The 17,945-nt window shown below is 72.1% G+C and carries 15 protein-coding genes; 9 read left to right on the top strand and 6 right to left on the bottom strand.

The genetic code is table 11. The annotated features are described in order from the left end of the window. Positions 1-40: 40 nt before the first annotated feature. Positions 41-1,543: a CCA tRNA nucleotidyltransferase gene (locus ABD286_RS11060; protein WP_344193129.1), complete on the bottom strand. Its 1,503-nt coding sequence runs from the start codon at positions 1,541-1,543 to the stop codon at positions 41-43. Between the two features lie 35 nt (positions 1,544-1,578). Between ABD286_RS11060 and ABD286_RS11055 the strand changes: the two genes are divergently transcribed. From ABD286_RS11055 to ABD286_RS11015, 9 genes are all read left to right on the top strand, one after another. After that, on the top strand, positions 1,579-2,073 hold the full coding sequence (locus ABD286_RS11055; protein WP_344193127.1) for an NUDIX hydrolase: 495 nt from the start codon (positions 1,579-1,581) through the stop codon (positions 2,071-2,073). Then, positions 2,073-4,250 (top strand): DUF6049 family protein, encoded by a 2,178-nt coding sequence (locus ABD286_RS11050; RefSeq protein ID WP_344193125.1) that lies wholly within the window; start codon positions 2,073-2,075, stop codon positions 4,248-4,250. The genes ABD286_RS11055 and ABD286_RS11050 overlap by 1 nt, the downstream gene beginning before the upstream one ends. Next, positions 4,247-5,923 carry a murein biosynthesis integral membrane protein MurJ gene (gene murJ / locus ABD286_RS11045; RefSeq protein WP_344193123.1) on the top strand — a complete coding sequence of 559 codons (1,677 nt, stop codon included), beginning with the start codon at positions 4,247-4,249 and terminating at the stop codon, positions 5,921-5,923. Before ABD286_RS11050 ends, murJ begins: the two co-directional genes overlap by 4 nt. Before the next feature lie 20 nt (positions 5,924-5,943). After that, positions 5,944-7,953 (top strand): hypothetical protein, encoded by a 2,010-nt coding sequence (locus ABD286_RS11040; protein WP_344193121.1) that lies wholly within the window; start codon positions 5,944-5,946, stop codon positions 7,951-7,953. A gap of 27 nt (positions 7,954-7,980) precedes the next feature. Further along, positions 7,981-8,529: an RNA polymerase sigma factor SigM gene (gene sigM, locus ABD286_RS11035; RefSeq protein WP_344193119.1), complete on the top strand. Its 549-nt coding sequence runs from the start codon at positions 7,981-7,983 to the stop codon at positions 8,527-8,529. Between the two features lie 112 nt (positions 8,530-8,641). Then, positions 8,642-9,427 (top strand): hypothetical protein, encoded by a 786-nt coding sequence (locus ABD286_RS11030; protein WP_344193117.1) that lies wholly within the window; start codon positions 8,642-8,644, stop codon positions 9,425-9,427. A 144-nt stretch (positions 9,428-9,571) separates the two neighbouring features. Then, entirely contained in the window at positions 9,572-10,576 is a 1,005-nt protein-coding gene (gene trxB / locus ABD286_RS11025; RefSeq protein WP_344193115.1) for a thioredoxin-disulfide reductase, read from the top strand. A gap of 52 nt (positions 10,577-10,628) precedes the next feature. Further along, positions 10,629-10,955, top strand: coding sequence for a thioredoxin (gene trxA, locus ABD286_RS11020; RefSeq protein WP_344193113.1), 327 nt, complete (start codon positions 10,629-10,631; stop codon positions 10,953-10,955). 299 nt (positions 10,956-11,254) lie between these two features. Continuing rightward, the gene (locus ABD286_RS11015; protein ID WP_344193111.1) at positions 11,255-12,433 is read left to right on the top strand and encodes an N-acetylmuramoyl-L-alanine amidase; all 1,179 of its coding nucleotides are present in this window, start codon (positions 11,255-11,257) and stop codon (positions 12,431-12,433) included. A gap of 129 nt (positions 12,434-12,562) precedes the next feature. Here the strand turns inward: ABD286_RS11015 and ABD286_RS11010 are convergent, their stop codons facing one another. The 5 genes from ABD286_RS11010 to yidC form a co-directional block, all read right to left on the bottom strand. Further along, positions 12,563-13,831 carry a ParB/RepB/Spo0J family partition protein gene (locus tag ABD286_RS11010; RefSeq protein ID WP_344193109.1) on the bottom strand — a complete coding sequence of 423 codons (1,269 nt, stop codon included), beginning with the start codon at positions 13,829-13,831 and terminating at the stop codon, positions 12,563-12,565. Between the two features lie 14 nt (positions 13,832-13,845). Beyond that, on the bottom strand, positions 13,846-14,745 hold the full coding sequence (locus tag ABD286_RS11005) for a ParA family protein (protein ID WP_425565342.1): 900 nt from the start codon (positions 14,743-14,745) through the stop codon (positions 13,846-13,848). Between the two features lie 538 nt (positions 14,746-15,283). After that, complete coding sequence (gene rsmG / locus ABD286_RS11000; protein ID WP_344193107.1) at positions 15,284-16,063, bottom strand: 16S rRNA (guanine(527)-N(7))-methyltransferase RsmG; 780 nt, start codon at positions 16,061-16,063, stop codon at positions 15,284-15,286. 139 nt (positions 16,064-16,202) lie between these two features. Beyond that, the gene (locus ABD286_RS10995) at positions 16,203-16,901 is read right to left on the bottom strand and encodes a Jag family protein (RefSeq protein ID WP_344193105.1); all 699 of its coding nucleotides are present in this window, start codon (positions 16,899-16,901) and stop codon (positions 16,203-16,205) included. 11 nt (positions 16,902-16,912) lie between these two features. Beyond that, entirely contained in the window at positions 16,913-17,935 is a 1,023-nt protein-coding gene (gene yidC, locus ABD286_RS10990; protein ID WP_344193102.1) for a membrane protein insertase YidC, read from the bottom strand. Positions 17,936-17,945: the final 10 nt, after the last annotated feature.

The raw sequence follows: 17,945 nt of genomic DNA, 5'->3' as shown, positions 1-17,945 counted from the left end.
GCAGCCTGGCCAGCACCGATGAGTGTTCAGGCAGCCCGTGTCAGGTCGGGTCGGTCGACTCCGGCTGCTGGGCCCACCACTCCCTCAGCGCAGCGGCAGCGGCGTCACGCCCGATCGGGCCCCGGTCGAGGCGCACCTCGAGCAGGAACGAGTAGGCGCGACCCAGCACCGGCCCGGGGCGGATGCCGAGGACCTCGGCGATCTCGTTGCCGTTGAGCTCCGGCCGCACCGCCGCCAGCTCCTCGGCCTCCTGCAGCGCGGCGATCCGGACCTCGAGGTCGTCGTAGGTCCGAGACAGCCGGGCGGCCTTGCGGGCGTTGCGGGTGGTGGAGTCCGAGCGGGTCAGCCGGTGCAGGCGGGGCAGCAGCGGTCCGGCGTCGGTGATGTAGCGGCGCACGGCCGAGTCGGTCCACTGGCCGTCGCCGTACCCGTGGAACCGCAGGTGCAGCTCGGTGAGCCGGGCAACCGCCTTCACCGTGTCCTTGTCGAACCGCAGCGCCTTGAGCCGCTTGGCGGCGAGCTTGGCGCCCACGACCTCGTGGTGGTGGAAGGACACCCCGCCGCCGTCCTCGAACCGCCGGGTCGCCGGCTTGCCGATGTCGTGCAGCAGGGCCGCGAGGCGCAGCCACAGGTCGGGTCCGGGCACCGACGCGGCGTCCCCGTCGGCCGGGCCCTCGAGCGCGATGGCCTGGTCGAGCACCGTGAGGGAGTGCTCGTAGACGTCCTTGTGGCGGTGGTGCTCGTCGATCTCGAGCTTGAGCGCCGGCAGCTCGGGCAGGACGTGGTCGGCCAGGCCGGTCTCGACGAGCAGCCGCAGGCCGGGTCGGGGTGTCGGGGCGAGCAGCAGCTTGACCAGCTCGTCACGCACCCGCTCGGCCGACACGATCCCGATCGAGGGCGCCATCTGCTCCATCGCCGAGCGCACCTCGGGGGCCACCGACACCCCGAGCTGCGCGGCGAACCGGGCCGCCCGCATCATCCGCAGCGGGTCGTCGCCGAACGACACCTCGGGCGTCCCGGGGGTCCGCAGCCGTCGCGCCGCGAGGTCGGTGAGTCCGTCGTGCGGGTCGACGAACTCCATCGACGGCAGCCGCAGCGCCATCGCGTTGACCGTGAAGTCCCGGCGGACCAGGTCGTCCTCGAGGTTGTCGCCGAAGGCCACGACGGGCTTGCGGGTCTGCCCGTCGTAGGCGTCGGCGCGGTACGTCGTCACCTCGATGGTGTGCTCGCCGCGGCGCACGCCGACCGTCCCGAACTCGCGCCCCATGTCCCAGTGGGCGTCGGCCCACGGCTTCAGCACCGCGAGCGACTCGTCCGGCGAGGCGCTCGTCGTGAAGTCGAGGTCGGGCGAGACGCGCCCGAGGAACGCGTCGCGTACCGGGCCGCCGACGAGGGCCAGCTCGTGACCGGCGGCGGCGAACAGGTCACCGAGCTCGGTGAGCAGGGGCACCACGGGGGCGAGGTGGGCGGTCGCCGCCCGCAGCAGCTCCGGCGGGGCGGCGAGAGCGCCGGCCTTCGGCTCGCGGGGATCAGCGGTGGACACGAGGGACAAGCCTAGGCGCTCGTTAGAGTGACCGGGTGACCTCCCCCGCGCGCGATCCCGAACGGCTGGGCCCCAGCCGCGCGCGCCTGCCCGCGGTCGAGGAACGCTCCGCCGGTGGCATCGTCGTCGACGTCCACGACGGCGTCGCCCGCATCGCCGTCATCGCGCGCCGCAACCGCGCGGGACGCATCGAGTGGTGCCTGCCCAAGGGTCACCGCGAGAACGACGAGACCCTCCCCGAGACCGCCGAGCGCGAGGTCGCCGAGGAGACCGGCATCGAGGGCCGCGTCCTCACCGAGCTCGGCACCATCGACTACTGGTTCGCCACGAGCGACCACCGCGTGCACAAGTTCGTGCACCACTACCTCCTCGAGGCCACCGGCGGCCGGCTCACCATCGAGAACGACCCCGACCACGAGGCCGTCGACGTGGCCTGGCTCCCGCTGCGCGAGGCCCACGAGCACCTGACCTTCCCGAACGAGCGTCGCATCGCCAGGCAGGCCTGGCACCGTCTGGCCGGAGACGGGTGATGGTGCGCGTCCCGGTATGCCGCGTGCTCGCCGCGGCAGCCCTGGTGCTGCCCGCGGCGCTCACCGCCCCCACAGCCACCGCCACCGCCGCCGCCTCCCTCACCGCCACGGCCGCCGCACCCTCCGCCGTCGCCTCCACCTCGGTCGCGAAGGCCACGACGACCACCGCGGCCACCACCGCCGAGCGGCCGTCGGTCGCCGCCGCGGACGCCCGCGCCGTCGTCCAGCTGACCGGCGTCAGCCCTGCTGTCGTCGCCCCCGGTCAGCCGCTGGTCATCACCGGGACGGTGCGCAACGACGGCACCACACCCCTGGCCCGCCCGACCGTGCGGGTGGTCGCTGGCAGCATGGACAACACCCGGGAGGCGGTCCGCACCTGGGCGACCGAGACCACCCCGGCGCAGGGCGAGGTCATCGGGTCGACCCGGCTCAAGGGCACCATCGCCCCCGGCACCGCGGCCGGCTTCCGGATCAGCATGACCGGCGTCGCGTCCCGCCGCGCGGAGGCGACGTACGGCGCCATACCGCTCAGCGTTGAGTCGGCCGACAGCGTGGTGCGGACTTTCGCGGGCTACCAGCGGATCAAGCAGTACCAACCGCTGGCGATCTCGTGGGCCGTGCCCCTGACGCTCGACCCCGACCCGAACCTCTTCGGGGCCGGTGGCACAGAGCGCGAGGCCGCGTGGACATCTGCGCTGGACGGCTCGTCGCGGGTGGCGCGGGTGCTCGACGCCACCCAGGACGCCCCGGTGACCTGGGCCCTGGACCCGAGCCTCACCCCGGCCCTGCTGCCCGACCCCATCGACGCCGGGGCCACCGGGACGCAGGAGCTCGCGCTGCGGACGGCCACGGAGGAGCGCATCACCGCCCAGGCCCGCCGCCACACGCCCTGGGTGCTCCCGGACACCGATGCCGACCTCGGCGCGGTCGTCGGCCAGGCGGGGGCGACCGGGCTGGTCCGCGACCTCGTCGACCGCTCCGCCGACGTGGCCGAGGCCCTCGGGGGCAGGGCCGACATCGCCTGGCCGGCCGACGGCACCTACACGGCGCGCGCCGAGACCGGGCTGCGCCAGCTCTTCCGTGTGCCGTCCCTCGCCGGCCAGGTGGCCTCGAGCAGCGCCCTGCCGTCCGGGCTGACCGGCCTGACCCCGGGGGCCGCGCAGCGGAGCACCACCGGGCTGCCGCTGCTGGCCTACGACGACTCACTCAGCTCGCTGCTCGGCCGCACGACCTCGGCGCAGGAGTCGGTCCTCAGCACGCAGCAGTTCATCGCCGACTCCGCCGCCCTGCTCGGGGAGCTGCCGGGCACCTCCGGCCGCTCGGTCTTCGTGGTCGCCCCCCGCTCGTTCAACCCCGACCCCGAGGCGACCCGCCGGTTCTTCGACACCGTCCAGTCGCTGCCGTGGCTGACGCCGTCGACGACGTCGACCCAGCTCGCGGAGGCCCGCCGGACGGCCACGACCCAGGCCGCACCGGTCACCCGCCCCACCGCTCCGGCGACCACGGGGAGCAAGCCGGTGCTCACCAGCTCACGGATCGCCGCGCTCGAGCAGACCCTGCGGACGGTGCGCGGCGTGGCCCAGATCCGTGACGACGGCGACGAGTTCGCCCGCACCTGGACGCGGGCCGCCGAGCAGCTCGTCTCGACGCGCTGGCGATCGGCCCCCACCGCCTGGAACACCCTGAGCGGCCGGGTGGGCGCCGCCACGAAGCAGACCACCACGGCCGTCAAGGTCAGCGCGGGCACCATCAACTTCCTCGCCGACTCCGGCCGCCTCCAGATCACGGTGACCAACGACCTCGACGTGCCCGTGGAGGACGTCAAGCTCACCGTCGAGGCGTCCAACCCCCGGCTCCAGATCGACAGCCAGCCCTCCGTCCTGCGGATCGGGCCGCGCAGCCGGGCCACGGTCAACGTCAGCGTCACCGCGCTCGCCGCCGGGCTGGTGCCGCTGCGCACCACCCTCACCACGCCCGACGGCACCGTCGTCGGCCAGGGTGCCGACGTCCAGGTGCGGGTCACGCCCACGGGCAACTGGGTCTACCTCGTCCTGGGTGGGGTCGCAGCCCTCGTCATCGTCCTCGGTATCGTGCGCACGGTCCGGCGACGACCGAGCCGCACCGACCGCGGCCCCGACCGTGGTGCCGACCCCCAGACCGTGGAGGCACGCGGGTGAGTGAGACCTCGCAGGACGGCGACCAGCCGTCCCGCCGCACCGAAGCACCCGCCACCGAGAGCAGCCTGGCCCGCTCCAGCGCCGTGATGGCCGCCGGCACCATCGTCTCCCGGCTGCTCGGCTTCGCGCGGGCGTCGCTGCTGGCCTCTGCGCTCGGCATCGGCATCGCCGCCGACACCTTCCAGGTCGCCAACACGCTGCCCAACCAGTTCTACCTGCTGCTGGCCGGCGGCGTGCTCAACGCGGTGCTCGTCCCGCAGATCACCAAGGCCTCGGCCGACTCTGATGGCGGCACCGAGTTCGTCAACCGGCTGATCACCCTGTCGCTCGCGCTCCTGCTCGGCGCCACGCTCGTCGTCACCGCTGCCGCTCCGCTGCTCGTCCGGCTGTTCTCGCAGGGCTGGGACTCCCCCACCCTGGGCCTGGCCACCGCGTTCGCCCTCATCTGCCTTCCGCAGGTGTTCTTCTACGGGCTCTACACGCTCCTGGGACAGGTGCTCAACGCCCGCGGCCACTTCGCGGCATACATGTGGGCTCCCGCACTGGCCAACGTCGTCGGCATCGTCGGCATCGTGGCGTTCCGCCTCGTGCACGGCGAGGAGATCGCCGTCGCCGACTGGACCGGTCCGATGGTCTGGCTCCTCGCCGGCACCGCGACCCTCGGCGTCGTCGCGCAGGCGATGGCGCTGTGGCTCCCGCTGCGCCGCATCGGCTTCCGCTACCGCCCGGTCTGGGGGTTCCGCGGCGTCGGACTGCGCAGCGCCTCGAAGGTGGCGGTGTGGACCTTCGCCGCCGTCGCGGTGAGCCAGCTCGGGTTCGTCGTCACGTCCAAGGTGATGACGCGGGCCAACGACCTGCTGGAGAGCCGCAACCTCGTCGGTGCCGGCGTCACGGCGTACGGCCTCGCCTTCCTTCTCTTCATGCTCCCGCACTCGCTGATCACGGTGTCCCTGGTGACGGCGCTGTTCACCCGGCTCTCGCAGGCCGCGCACCGCGGGGACGACCGCGCGGTCGTCTCCGACCTCGGCCGCGGGCTGCGCATGCCGGCCGTCCTCCTGCTCCCCGTCACCGTCGCAGCGGCCGTCCTCGGCCCCCAGGCCGTCCGGGTCGCCTTCCCCGGCAACAGCCACGAGCAGACCCTGGCGATCTCCGGAGTGATGGTCGCGATGATGGTCGGCCTGGTCCCGTTCGGCTGGTTCTACCTCGTGCAGCGGGTGTTCTACGCCTACGAGGACGCCCGGACGCCGTTCCGCCTCCAGGTGCTCGTCACGGTCGTCGCCTCGGCAGTGAACCTGCTGGCCCTGGCCGCCGCGCCCGAGCGGGCCGGCGTGATCGTCGGCATCGGGCAGACCCTGAGCAACCTCGCCGCCGCGCTGGTCGGGTTCTGGCTGCTGCGACGACGGCTCGGCTCCCTGCGGCTGCGGTCGACCGTCCGCGTCTACGTCCGGTTGGTCCTGGCCTCGGTCCTGGCCGCCCTGCCCACGCTCGCCGTGCTCTGGCTGCTCGCCCGGAGCGGGGTCGATGCGGAGACGTGGGTCGGGGCGCTGCTCGAGCTGTCGCTCGGCGCGGTCGTCTACCTCGCGTCCGTCTTCGGCCTCGCCCACGTGATGCGCGTCGAGGAGGTCGGACAGCTCCTCGACCCCGTGGTGCGTCGGTTGCGTCCTCGCCACTGATGCGGGACGCAGACCCTAGGATGACAGCGCAGCGCAGCGGCGACCGGACCGGCGACCTGATCGACCCCCGGGCCCGCGACCACAGCGGCGAACCAGGAGGAGGCAGCGTGCACGGGGTCGGCCCTTCGACGGTGCTGGGCGGAAGGTACGCCGTGCAGCGCAGGCTGGAGAAGCTGCCGCACGCCGAGCGCTGGTCGGCCCACGACACCACCCTCGAGCGCGATGTCGTCGTGGTCTGCTTCGGCGAGGACGACGCGCACGCCCCGGCGACCCTCGACGCCGCCCGCCGCGCCGCGGGCCTCGACAACCACCGGCTGGTCCGCGTGCTCGACGTCGGCCGCTCTGACGGGACCGCGTTCTACGTCGAGGAAGCCATCGCCGAGGCCCACACCCTCGCCCAGGTCCTCGAGCAGGGCGGCCTGCCCGCCGAGGAGGCCCGCCGCATCGCCGGCGAGACCGCGACCGGTCTGGAGGCAGCCCGGTCGCGCGGCCTGCACCACCTCCGACTCACCCCGCACTCGGTCCTGCGCGCCCCCGACGGCACGATCAAGGTCCGCGGCGTCGCCACCGCCGCCGCGATGGACTCCGACGACGACCTCGACTCCGCGAGCGCCGCCCGCCTCGACGCCGTGGGAGTGGTGGCCCTGACGTATGCCGCGCTCACCAGTCGCTGGCCGCTGCCCACCCCCGTGCCGGGCCTGGAGAACGCCCCGCGCGTCGTCGGTGGTGTGGCGGCGCCGTCCGAGATCGCCGCGGGTGTCCCCGGGGACCTCGACGCCCTGTGCCGGCTGACCCTCAACGACGACCAGGGTCCGCTCAGCCCCGGCGACTTCGCCTCGCAGATCGCCCCCTGGGCCCCCACCCAGGTCGTCGGCCTCGGTGGCAGCTCGACGCGTGCCGTGGACGACGGCGTCGACCGGACCATCGCCCTCCCGGTGGGCGATGGTCCGGGTGACGGCCCCGCGGGCCGCACGCAGGGCAACGCCCCGGACCGTGCCGAGGACCCCGCGCAGGGTGCCGCTGGTGCCAGCGGCGGCGCCGCGCCATACGACCAGGACACCCAGGTGTTCGCCGCCCCCGGCGACCAGCGCACCCAGCCTGCAGGCGCGGCAGGTGGACCCGGAGCTGCCGGCGCCGCCGGGGCAGCGGTGGGCTCCGCCCTCGGTGCCGCAGGCACGGCCGCCGGCCAGGCCGCGGGTGCCGCCGCGCACAAGGTGGGGTCGTTCGCCAAGGCCGCGGCCGACAAGGCCGCCGACCGCAAGGCGGCCAAGGAAGCCGCTGCCGAGCGTGCCGACGCCCGCCGGATCAGCCTCGACGAGGCGCTGGTCGAGGACTCCACCCCGCTCGACCCGCCGCTGCCGATGCTGCCGCAGGAGACCGCGCAGACCACCCGCGACCAGTCCCGCACCGTGCTCGCCATCGTCGCGGGCTTCCTCGTGGTCGTCATGGCCCTGGGCTACTGGGGCGTGACGAAGATCGGTTCGGGGACCAACCTCGGCTTCGACACCCCCTCCGACACGGTGACCGTGACCGGTCCGGCCACCACGGTCACCCCCGACGAGACCCCGGCCCCGACCGAGTCCGCCACGACAGAGGCCGGCGGCGAGGACTTCGCGATCCTCAGCGCCACCGGCTTCGACCCCGAGGGTGACAACGCCGAGCGCAACGGCGAGGCCCCGCGGGTCTTCGACGGCAAGACCGGCACCTTCTGGAGCTCGGAGGGGTACGCCAGCGCCAACCTCGGCGGGCTGAAGAAGGGTGTCGGCGTCCGGATCGACCTCGGCCAGGTCCGCAAGGTGTCCGAGGTCGACCTCGTGCTCCCCGACCCCTCCGACGTCACGGTCTACGTCGGCAAGGACCGCACCCTCGACAACGCGGGCGAGCTGGGCACGTCCAAGGGCAAGGACGGTGACGTCACGGTCAAGGGCACCGCGGTCGACGGCCAGTACGTCATCGTCTGGTTCACCTCGGTGTCGCAGGTCGGTGACGGCCGGTTCCGCGCGACCCTCGCCGAGGTCACGGTCCGCTGAGCCGCGTGCGGCGGACCACCACCTCCCATGGCCACCACCTCGCTGCGCGACCTGGACGACCGGGAGCTGCTGCGCCGGCACGTCGACGGGGACCCCGACGCGTTCGGTGAGCTGTTCCGACGGCACCGCGACCGCATGTGGGCGGTGGCCCTGCGCACGACCCGCAACCCCGAGCTCGCCGCCGACTGCGTCCAGGACGCCTTCATCTCGGCGTTCCGCCGCGCCGGGTCCTACCGCGGTGACGCCGCGGTGACCACCTGGCTCCACCGCATCGTCGTCAACGCGTGCCTCGACCGCCTGCGCCGCGACAAGCCCACGTCACCGCTGCCCGAGCACGACCTCGCCGACAAGCGTGACGCCCAAGCCTCGGTCGACACCCGGCTCGACGTCCGCGAGGCCCTCGAACGCCTGCCCGAGGGCCAACGGCTGGCCCTGGTCCTCGTCGACATGCACGGCTTGTCGGTGCTCGAGGCGGCCGCCGTCCTCGAGGTCGCCGAGGGCACCGTGAAGTCCCGCTGCAGCCGTGGCCGGGAGGCCATGGCGGCCATGCTGCGGGAACGATCGGGGCAGCCGTGACGTCGTACCCATGGAGCCGTCGTGCCTGCATCGCGGGCGCCGCCCCACCCCGCCGACCTTCACACCCCCTACGCCGCGTCGTCGCGGCCCGACCCGACCGGAGGAGATCGTGGTGACCACCCCGCCCGTGCCCCCGGGACGACCGGAGGACCACGACGACCCGACCGGCGTCCGCGCGCTGCTGGCCGGGCTGGGCGACCCGGGGCCGATGCCCGCCGACCTCGTGGACCGCATCAACGCCTCGATCGCCGCCGAGCAGCTGTCCCGCTCGGAGGCCGCGTCCGGGCCGGGCTCCGAGGGCGACCGCGACGGTGCGGGCCGGGTCGTCCCGCTCCGTCGTCAGCGGTCGTGGCCATCCGGGCCGTCGTGGCCCAAGATCGGCCTGGCTGCCGCCGCCGTGGCTGCCGTGGCCCTCGGGGTCCCCGCCGTGCTCGGCACCGGCCCGGGTGGCGTGGTCGCCTCCCTGAGCAGCAGCGACAACAACGCATCCAATGCCGACACCGCCGCAGGATCCAAGGCCGAGGTGGCCCCGGACAGCGGCAACCGGGCGGCCAGCGGCACCGGCCGTGTCCAGGTCGCCCACAGCGGCACCGCCTACACCTCTACGAAGCTCACCACGCAGGCTCGCGGCACCCTCGACCGGGCGTACGGCGCCGGCGCAGGCACCGACAGCTCGGCCGGTCCAGCCGCGACCACCGAGAAGGGGCTGCGCGAGTGCCTCACCGCGCTGGGCGTGGCCACGTGGATGCCCGTCACCGGTGACGTCGGCACCTACGACGGAACCCCCGCGGTGGTCGCCGTGGTGAGCAGCGACACGGGCCAGAGCGTGTATGCCGTGGCACCCGACTGCGACGCCACCCACGCCGCGATCATGGCCGGCCCCCTCCCGCTGGGCTGAGCAGCGCCTCCATGGCCCGAATCCCCTCGCCCGCGCGGCCTGCCGCGTCCCGGTGCGGAACATTCAGGCCCTACGATCGGTTGCAGACATCAGCACCGTATGTAGCGGTGAACCTCCTTCCCGACCACAAGGGGCTGTACTCGCGTGAGCACGACCGCACCTGACGCCATCCGTAGTCTGATCATCATCGGCTCCGGCCCGGCGGGCTACACCGCCGCCGTCTACGCCGCCCGCGCCAACCTCGCCCCGCTGCTCTTCGAGGGCGCCGTCACCGCAGGTGGCGCGCTGATGAACACCACCGAGGTGGAGAACTTCCCCGGGTTCCGCGACGGCATCATGGGCCCCGACCTCATGGAGAACATGCGGGCCCAGGCCGAGCGCTTCGGTGCCGAGATCATCACCGACGACGTCGAGTCCCTGGACCTCGAGGGTGAGGTCAAGACCGTCGTCGACGCCGAGGGCAACACCTACCGAGCGCACGCGGTGATCCTCGCCATGGGCTCCGCCTACCGCGAGCTCGGCCTGCCCGACGAGAAGCGCCTGTCCGGCCACGGCGTCTCGTGGTGCGCGACCTGCGACGGGTTCTTCTTCCGCGACCAGGACATCGCCGTCGTCGGCGGTGGCGACTCCGCCGTCGAGGAGGCCACCTTCCTCACCAAGTTCGCCAGGTCGGTGACGATCGTGCACCGTCGCGACGAGCTTCGCGCCTCCAAGATCATGGCCGAGCGCGCGCTGTCCAACGACAAGATCAAGTTCGCCTGGAACTCCGCGGTCGACGCGATCCACGGTGACGCCAAGCTCACCGGCGTCACCCTGCGCGACACCGAGACCGGGGAGACCCGTGAGCTGCCCGTGACCGGGCTGTTCGTCGCCATCGGCCACGACCCGCGCAACGAGCTGGTCAAGGACGTCGTCGAGCTCGACGACGAGGGCTACGTGCTGGTCCAGGGCCGTACCACCCTCACCAACCTGCCCGGTGTCTTCGCTGCCGGCGACCTCGTCGACCACACCTACCGCCAGGCCATCACCGCAGCCGGCTCCGGCTGTGCCGCGGCGCTGGACGCCGAGCGCTTCCTGGCCGACCGCGACCACGCCGGCGCCCCTGACGCGGACGCGGCCCTCATCGAGCAGCCCGCGCTCACCCACTGACCGACCGCACGACCCCTCCCCCAACCGCAGCACCACCGAAAGGAGCCCCCGAGTGGGAGCCATCAAGGACACCACGGACGCCACCTTCGAGGCAGACGTCCTCCAGAACGACAAGCCGGTCCTGGTGGACTTCTGGGCGCCCTGGTGCGGCCCGTGCCGCGCCGTCGCCCCGGTCCTCGAGGAGCTGGCCGTCGCGCACGCCGACAAGATCGACATCGTCAAGCTCAACACCGACGAGAACCTCGCGGTGAGCAGCCGCTACGGCATCACCGGCATCCCGACGCTCAACGTCTACGTCAACGGTGAGGTCGTCAAGACCCTCGTCGGCGCCATGCCCAAGCCCAAGCTCGTCCGCGAGCTCGCCGACTACCTCGGCTGAGTCGACCACCTGAGTCGTCATGGTGTCGGCCTGCCCCTGACGGGGCCGGCCGGCACCGGCGTTCCCGGCGGCAGTTCCGGCCGTTTCGGTTGGATCGAGCCCCCCGGCTCACCTAGAGTCGGTCCCTGCACCACCGACCCAGGGTCCTGGCCCCCAAGCGCCACGAGCGCCCCGGTCACCAACGCTCCACCCCGTCCCGCCGGCTGCGGCAGGACATCGCGCCTGCCTCGGCAGACCACTCCTGACCTGCACCGATGCTGACCTCGTCGAGGTCCTGAACCCCTCTGCGAGGAGGCTGCGTGTCCGACAGCAAGTACGGCCTGCTGGGCCTCGGGAGCCGCGGTCCCGCGGTGCTCGACGTGCGCACCCGGCTCGCCTCCCTCGCCTCGGACGACCTCCCCGAGCTCACCTCACTCCTCGCGGACGCCGCCGACCCCGAGGTGTATGACGAGGGGCTGCTCCGCGCCGTGCGCGCCTTCCAGCAGCACAAGGGCCTCATCGTCGACGGTGTCGTCGGCGTGGAGACGTTCGGCGCCATCGACGGGGCTCGCTGGTCCCTCGGGGACCGCATCCTCGTCCACACGCCCGGCCACCTGCAGCGCGGCGAGGACGTCGTCGCCCTCCAGGAGCGCCTCAACACCCTCGGCTTCGCCTCCGGACGCGTCGACGGCCGCTTCGGGCCCGAGACGGAGCGTGCCGTGCGCAGCTTCCAGCGGGCCTACGGCCTGCCGGGGGACGGATCGGTGGGTCCGGAGACGCTGCGGGCGTTCGACGACCTGCGCCGATCGGTCTCCGGCGGCTCGGCCAACGTGCTGCGCGAGCGTGAGCGCGTCCGTCGCTCCGGGCACAACCTCAGCGGCCGTACCGTGGTCCTCGACCCCGGTCATGGCGGTGACAACACCGGTGCCGCGGCCAACGGGCTCGTCGAGTCCGACCTCGTCATGGACCTGGCCCGACGCATCGAGGGTCGCCTGACCGCGATCGGTGTGTCCGTCGTCTACACGCGCACCGAGCACACCTGCCCCACCGAGGAGGAGCGGGCCGCCATCGCCAACACCGCCGGCGCCGACCTGCTGCTCTCGCTGCACGCCGACTCCCACGATGCTGCCGACGCCAGCGGGGTGGCCACCTTCTTCTTCGGCCGTGACCGCACGACCTCGTGGTCCGCGATCGGTGAGCACCTCGCCGATCTCGTGCTGCGCGAGATCGTCGCACGCACGGGTCTGGCCAACTGCCGTTCGCACGGTCGCTCGTGGAGCCTGCTCCAGCAGACCACCATGCCCGCGGTCCGCATCGAGGCCGGGTACCTTTCGCACCCGGACGACGCGGCCCGGCTCGCCGACCCTGCCTTCCGCGACACCCTCGCCGAGGCCGTGCTCGTCAGCCTGCAGCGCCTCTACCTGGGCGACGACGACACCGCCAAGACCGGCGTGCTGCACCTCGGGGACCTGCGGGCCTACCTCGCCGCGCACCGCTGAGACGGCTCGTCCCAGCAACTCCGAGAACGACGAATCCCCTTGCAGAGCAAGGGGATTCGTCGTTTCATGTCTGGTCTGTGCACAGCGCGGTCGACGGGATGTTTCCCGTGAAACCACGCGAGACGCCCCTCAGGCGCGGCGGTCGACGCCCAACATGTCGACGATGCGGTTGAGGTCCTCGACCGACGCGAACTCCACCGTGAGCTTGCCCTTGCGCTGACCCAGCGCGATGTTGACCCGCGTGTCGAACCGGTCGGACAGTCGAGCCGCCAGGTCGTCGAGCTGGGGGTGGCGGGCACCGGCGCGGGGACGGCGCGGCTTGGTCCGCTCCTGGTCCCCGCCGAGCGCGACGATCTCCTCGACGCTGCGGACGGAGAGCCCCTCGGCCACGATGCGCTGGGCGAGGCGCTCCATGCTGGCGCCGTCGTCGAGCGAGAGCAGCGCCCGGGCGTGGCCGGCCGACAGCACGCCGGCGGCGACGCGGCGAGCGACCAGCGGCGGGAGCTTGAGCAGCCGCAGGGTGTTGGAGATCTGGGGGCGGGAGCGGCCGATCCGCCCGGCGAGCTCGTCGTGGGTGCACCCGAAGTCCTCAAGGAGCTGCTGGTAGGCCGCCGCCTCCTCCAGGGCGTTGAGCTGACTTCGGTGCAGGTTCTCCAGCAGGGCGTCGCGCAGCAGGTCGTCGTCGTCGGTCTCCTTGACGATGGCCGGCACGGTGGCCTTGCCTGCCTCCTGCGACGCCCTCCAGCGACGCTCACCCATGATGAGCTCGTAGATGACGCCCTCTGGAGCGTTGTCGAGGTCGTCAGGCCCCTGACCTGCGGGAATGGGCCGCACGACGATGGGCTGGAGCACGCCGATCTCGCTGATCGAGTGGACCAGCTCGGCCATGTCGTCCTCGTCGAACACCGAGCGGGGCTGCTTGGGGTTCGGGCGGATCGAGCCCACCGGCAGGTCGCCGTAGGACGCCCCCGGCACCGGAGCCAGGCCACGGCCGTCTTTGACCTCGGCGGGGACCGCGGCGGCCACGGGCTCTGCCGTTGCGTCCGTTGCGTTCGCGTCCGTCGCGTTCGAGTCCGTCGCAGCAGAGTCGCTCCCGGTGGCATCATGCTCACCGGTGGCGTCCCGACCCTCCTGGCCGCCCTGCTGGTCGCCGACCCGGTCGGAACCCGACCCGTGGTCATCGGTGCCTACGTTGTCCTGCTGCTCCCCAGAGGCCGGCTCCCCACCGGTGCCGGGGGCGGCCTCCTCCTGGGTGCGGTCCTGGGCGCGGTCCAGCACCTGGGTCGGCCGCTGGTCCTGGAAGAACACATCGACCGGGCGGCTCGAGGCCGGCGACGTCGGGGCGTTGGGGATGAGGGCACCCAGGCCCCGGCCGAGGGCGCGACGCTTCTCGCTCATGTGGAGGTTCCTTGTCAGTTCTGCGCAGGGGTGGACGGGGAGTCGGGGCCGGCAGCCCCGCGGTCGGCGAGCTCGGCTGCCGCACCGAGGTAGGACAGCGCCCCGCTGGAGTTGGGGTCGTAGGTCATCACGGTCTGCCCGTGGCTCGGGGCCTCGGAGATCCGGACCGACCGTGGCACGGTGTTGCGCAGGACCTGCTCGGGGAAGTGGCTGCGCACCTCTTCGGCCACCTGCGCCGACAAGCGGGTGCGTCCGTCATACATGGTGAGCAAGATGGTCGACACGTGCAGGGTGGGGTTGAGGTGGTTCCGGATGAGCTCGATGTTCTTGAGCAGCTGCGACAACCCCTCGAGCGCGTAGTACTCGCACTGGATCGGGATGAAGACTTCTTGGGCAGCCACGAACGCGTTGACGGTGAGGAGCCCCAGGCTCGGGGGGCAGTCGATGAGCACGTAGTCCGGGGCGGGGCGGTCCTGCGTGCTCACCGTCGTCAGGTAGGCGGCGATCGCGCGCTGCAGCCGCGTCTCGCGTGCCACCAGCGACACCAGCTCGATCTCGGCACCGGCGAGGTCGATGGTCGCAGGGGCGCACCAGAGGCCCGGGATGTCCGGGCACTCCTGGACGACGTCAGCCATCGGCGTCCCCTCGACGAGCACGTCGTAGATGCTCGGCACCTCGGCGTGGTGGTCGATCCCCAGCGCAGTGCTCGCATTGCCCTGCGGGTCGATGTCGATGACGAGGACAGTGAGACCAGCCTGCGCCAGGGCGGCGGCGATGTTCACGGTCGTCGTGGTCTTGCCGACACCACCCTTCTGGTTCGCCACGGTGAGCACCCGGGTTGCGGTCGGCTTGGGGAACACCCGACCAGTCAGCGCGATCCGCTTGCGGGCGTCGTCCGCGACGGCGCGGGCCAAGGGCGTGTCGTGATCCGCCTGCGGCAAGGACGACGCGATCTCTTCCCGCTGCTCAGTTTCACGTGAAACGACGGCCGCCAACGCTTCCTCGGCAGCAGCAGCATCGCCCACGTGACCCGTGGCGGCTTCAGGCTCCTCATCGGAGGGGACGTCATCTGGCACCGAGGTTTCCCGTGAAACATCGTGCTCAAACGCACTCGCACCACCTTGAGTGCCCGGCGCCGCAATCACCGAAGCCTCAGCGCCCGAGGTCTGCGTTTCACGTGAAACAGCTGCCTCGTCTTCGTCGCGGGGGGCGTCGAGAGCTTGAGCTCCCGCGTCGGCCTCGGCCGTGAAGGGCCATCCCACCGCGCCCGTGGGTCCCGCCTGACGTTGGGGCCACCCCAGTCCCCGGTTCAGCTGCAACGCTGCTGTGGTCACGCGGTCACCTCATTGGCCATGGGCATCATCCAACCCTACGCGGGGCCACCGTCACAAACGCGTGCCGCACGACTGCCGACAGCACGGGGCCGACTCACGTTGCCGGGTGGCGTGACCGTCACGAGCGTGCGCTGCCACCACTCCCTGTGCCCTTCGTGCGCGCCTTGGCCGCGCGCTTCGCCTTCGCCTTCGCCGGCACCGGACGCGGGCGGATGGTCAGCTGCATCGTCACGGTCGGGACCTCGAGGATCTCCGCACCGTAGGTCACCACCTCGGAGGCGGTCATCCCGAGCTTGCGCAGTGTGGGGGCAGTCGCATCAAGCTCGTCCTGGGCGCTGCGGCCCTTGAGGGCGACCAGGGTCCCGCCCTCGGCCAGCAGGGGGAAGGTCCACCGCGCCAGCTTGTCGATCCGGGCCACCGCACGGGCCGTGGCCCACTCCACGCTGAGCACGCCGTCGAACTCCTCGGCCCTGCCGCGGTGGACCGTGGCGTTGGTCAGCCCCAGGACGCCGATCGTGTCGGTCAACCAGGTCGTGCGTCGCAGCATCGGTTCGACGAGGTGCAGGTGCAGGTCGGGTCGCGCGATCGCCAGGGCAAGGCCGGGGAGGCCGGCGCCCGAGCCGACGTCGACGATCTCGGCGTCCTCGGGGAACGCCTCGTGCGCCACCGCACAGTTGAGGATGTGGCGCTCCCAGAGGATCGGCACCTCCCGTGGGCCGATCAGGCCGTGCGAGACCCCGGTGTCCGCCAGCACCGTGGCGAACGTGGTCGCCATCGACATCCGCTCACCGAACACCGCAGCGGCCGTCTCCGGCGCCGCGGGAGGCAGCAGGGGCGCCTCGGATCCTGGGGTCGGGCTCTGGTCGGACATCATCACCTCGAGTCGGGTCGACCGCACCGCGCAGCCGCTCGCGGACCAGCGTAGATGGACCGCTGTGCCCGCGGGAAATGCACGACGGGCGCAGGTCCGGTGTCCCGGTCCTGCGCCCGTCGGGGTGGCACCTCACGGTGCCGTTTCACGTGAAACGCGACTGCTCTCAGCCGGGGAGCACCACGACGAACCGTCGCGGCTCCACGCCGTCGGACTCGGAGACGAGTCCGGCAGCAAGCACCTCGTCGTGGACGACCTTGCGCTCGAAGGCGCTCATGGGGTCCAGCGACGCCTGCTGCCCGCTCGCCCTGACCTCGGCGATGGCCTGCTGGGCGATGGTCACGAGCGCGGCGCGGCGCTCGGCCCGGTGGCCGGCCACGTCGAGCATCAGTCGGCTGCGCTCACCCGTGGCGGACTGCACAGCGAGGCGGGTGAGCTCTTGGAGGGCGTCGAGCACCTTGCCGTCCGTCCCCACCAGGCGACGCGGCACCCGACCCTCGTCCGAGTCGACGATGCTCACGGCGGCGCGGTCTCCGTCGACGTCCACGTCGATGTCCCCGTCGAGGTCGGCGATGTCGAGCAGCGTCTCGAGGAAGTCCGCGGCCACCTCGCCCTCACGCTCGAGGTCGGCGGTCTTCGCCGGACGGCGACGGGCGCCTGCGCCTGCGGCACCGGCGGCGTCAGCGTCGCTGCTGCCCTCGGCGTCGGTCTCCGACGCTGCCTCCACGGCGCCGTCGGTGGCGGCGTCGGACGCCGGTGCCTGGGTGGTGGCCTCGGCCTCGCCACCACCTGTGACCTGCGGCGATGCCGGGTCGGCGGCGGTCTGGGCGGTCTCGTCGGCGACGGTGTCGTGCTGCTCAGTCATGGTCATCGCTCTCAGTTGTCGGTCTGGGGCTTGGTTTCCTGCACGGGCGAGCTCGCGGCAGCCGGCTTGGCCGTGCCTGCGGCGCTCGTCTTCTTCTTCTTCTTGTTCCGGGACGGCTGCTGGCGCTGCCCACCGGTGGGCTTGGGAGCCTCCTCGGGCTTGTCCAAGCCCTTGACCGTGAACTCCTCGACGGGCTTTCCACGCTTGGCGCGACGCTCCTGCATGGCCTTCTCCGCCGGCGATCCGGGGGCGGGCATCTTGCGGATGACGTAGAACTGCTGGCACATCGACCAGACGTTGGTGGTGAGCCAGTAGAGCAGCACACCGATCGGGAAGTTCACACCGGAGATGGCGAAGAAGATCGGCATCAGGTAGAGCAGCATCTTCTGCTGCTTCGCGAAGGGGTTGTCCAGCGCCGAGGCCGGCATGTTCTTCATCATCAGCTGACGCTGGGTGGTGAACGTCGAGGCCGACATGAGGATGATCAGGATGATCGTGACGATCTGGACGGTCAGGTCACCCGAGCCGAGGAACTTGTCGGAGAGCTGGGCGCCGAAGAGCGTCGACTGCTCGGCCTGCGAGGCGAGCTGCTGCGAGATCGGGCCGATCGGCTTGGTGCGACCCTCGGCAATTCCCTCGAGGCCGTTGAGGACACGGAACAACCCGAAGAAGAACGGCGACTGGAGCAGGATCGGCAGGCACGAGCTGAACGGGTTGGTCCCGGTCCGCTTGTACAGGTCCATCGTCTCCTGCGTCATGGCCTGACGGGAGTCGGGGTCGGTCTTGCCCTTGTACTTGGCCTGGATCTTCTGCATCTCGGGCTGGATGAGCTGCATCCGGCGCGAGGCGTGGATCTGCTTGACGAACAGCGGGATCATCGCTGCACGCATGACCACGACGAGGCCGATGATCGACATCACCCAGGCGAAGCCGGAGTCCGGCGGGATGCCGATGGCGTCGAAGAGGGAGTGCCACCCGTAGAGGATCCACGCCACGATCCATTCGAACGGGTAGATCAGATCACTGAAGCTCATGGTGTCCTCA

Origin of the sequence: Pedococcus aerophilus, from assembly GCF_039532215.1 — a bacterium.
GTDB classification, from domain to species: Bacteria; Actinomycetota; Actinomycetes; order Actinomycetales; family Dermatophilaceae; genus Pedococcus; species Pedococcus aerophilus.
This window is presented reverse-complemented; position numbering and strand designations above follow the sequence as displayed.

Bases quoted from the DNA above. Each gene is read 5' to 3' on its own strand.
- ABD286_RS11050 (WP_344193125.1), top strand. From the start codon at position 2,073: ATGGTGCGCGTCCCGGTATGCCGCGTGCTCGCCGCGGCAGCCCTGGTG.
- ABD286_RS11040 (WP_344193121.1), top strand. From the start codon at position 5,944: ATGACAGCGCAGCGCAGCGGCGACCGGACCGGCGACCTGATCGACCCC.
- sigM (WP_344193119.1), top strand. From the start codon at position 7,981: ATGGCCACCACCTCGCTGCGCGACCTGGACGACCGGGAGCTGCTGCGC.
- ABD286_RS11010 (WP_344193109.1), bottom strand. From the start codon at position 13,831: ATGAGCGAGAAGCGTCGCGCCCTCGGCCGGGGCCTGGGTGCCCTCATC.
- ABD286_RS10995 (WP_344193105.1), bottom strand. From the start codon at position 16,901: ATGACTGAGCAGCACGACACCGTCGCCGACGAGACCGCCCAGACCGCC.
- yidC (WP_344193102.1), bottom strand. From the start codon at position 17,935: ATGAGCTTCAGTGATCTGATCTACCCGTTCGAATGGATCGTGGCGTGG.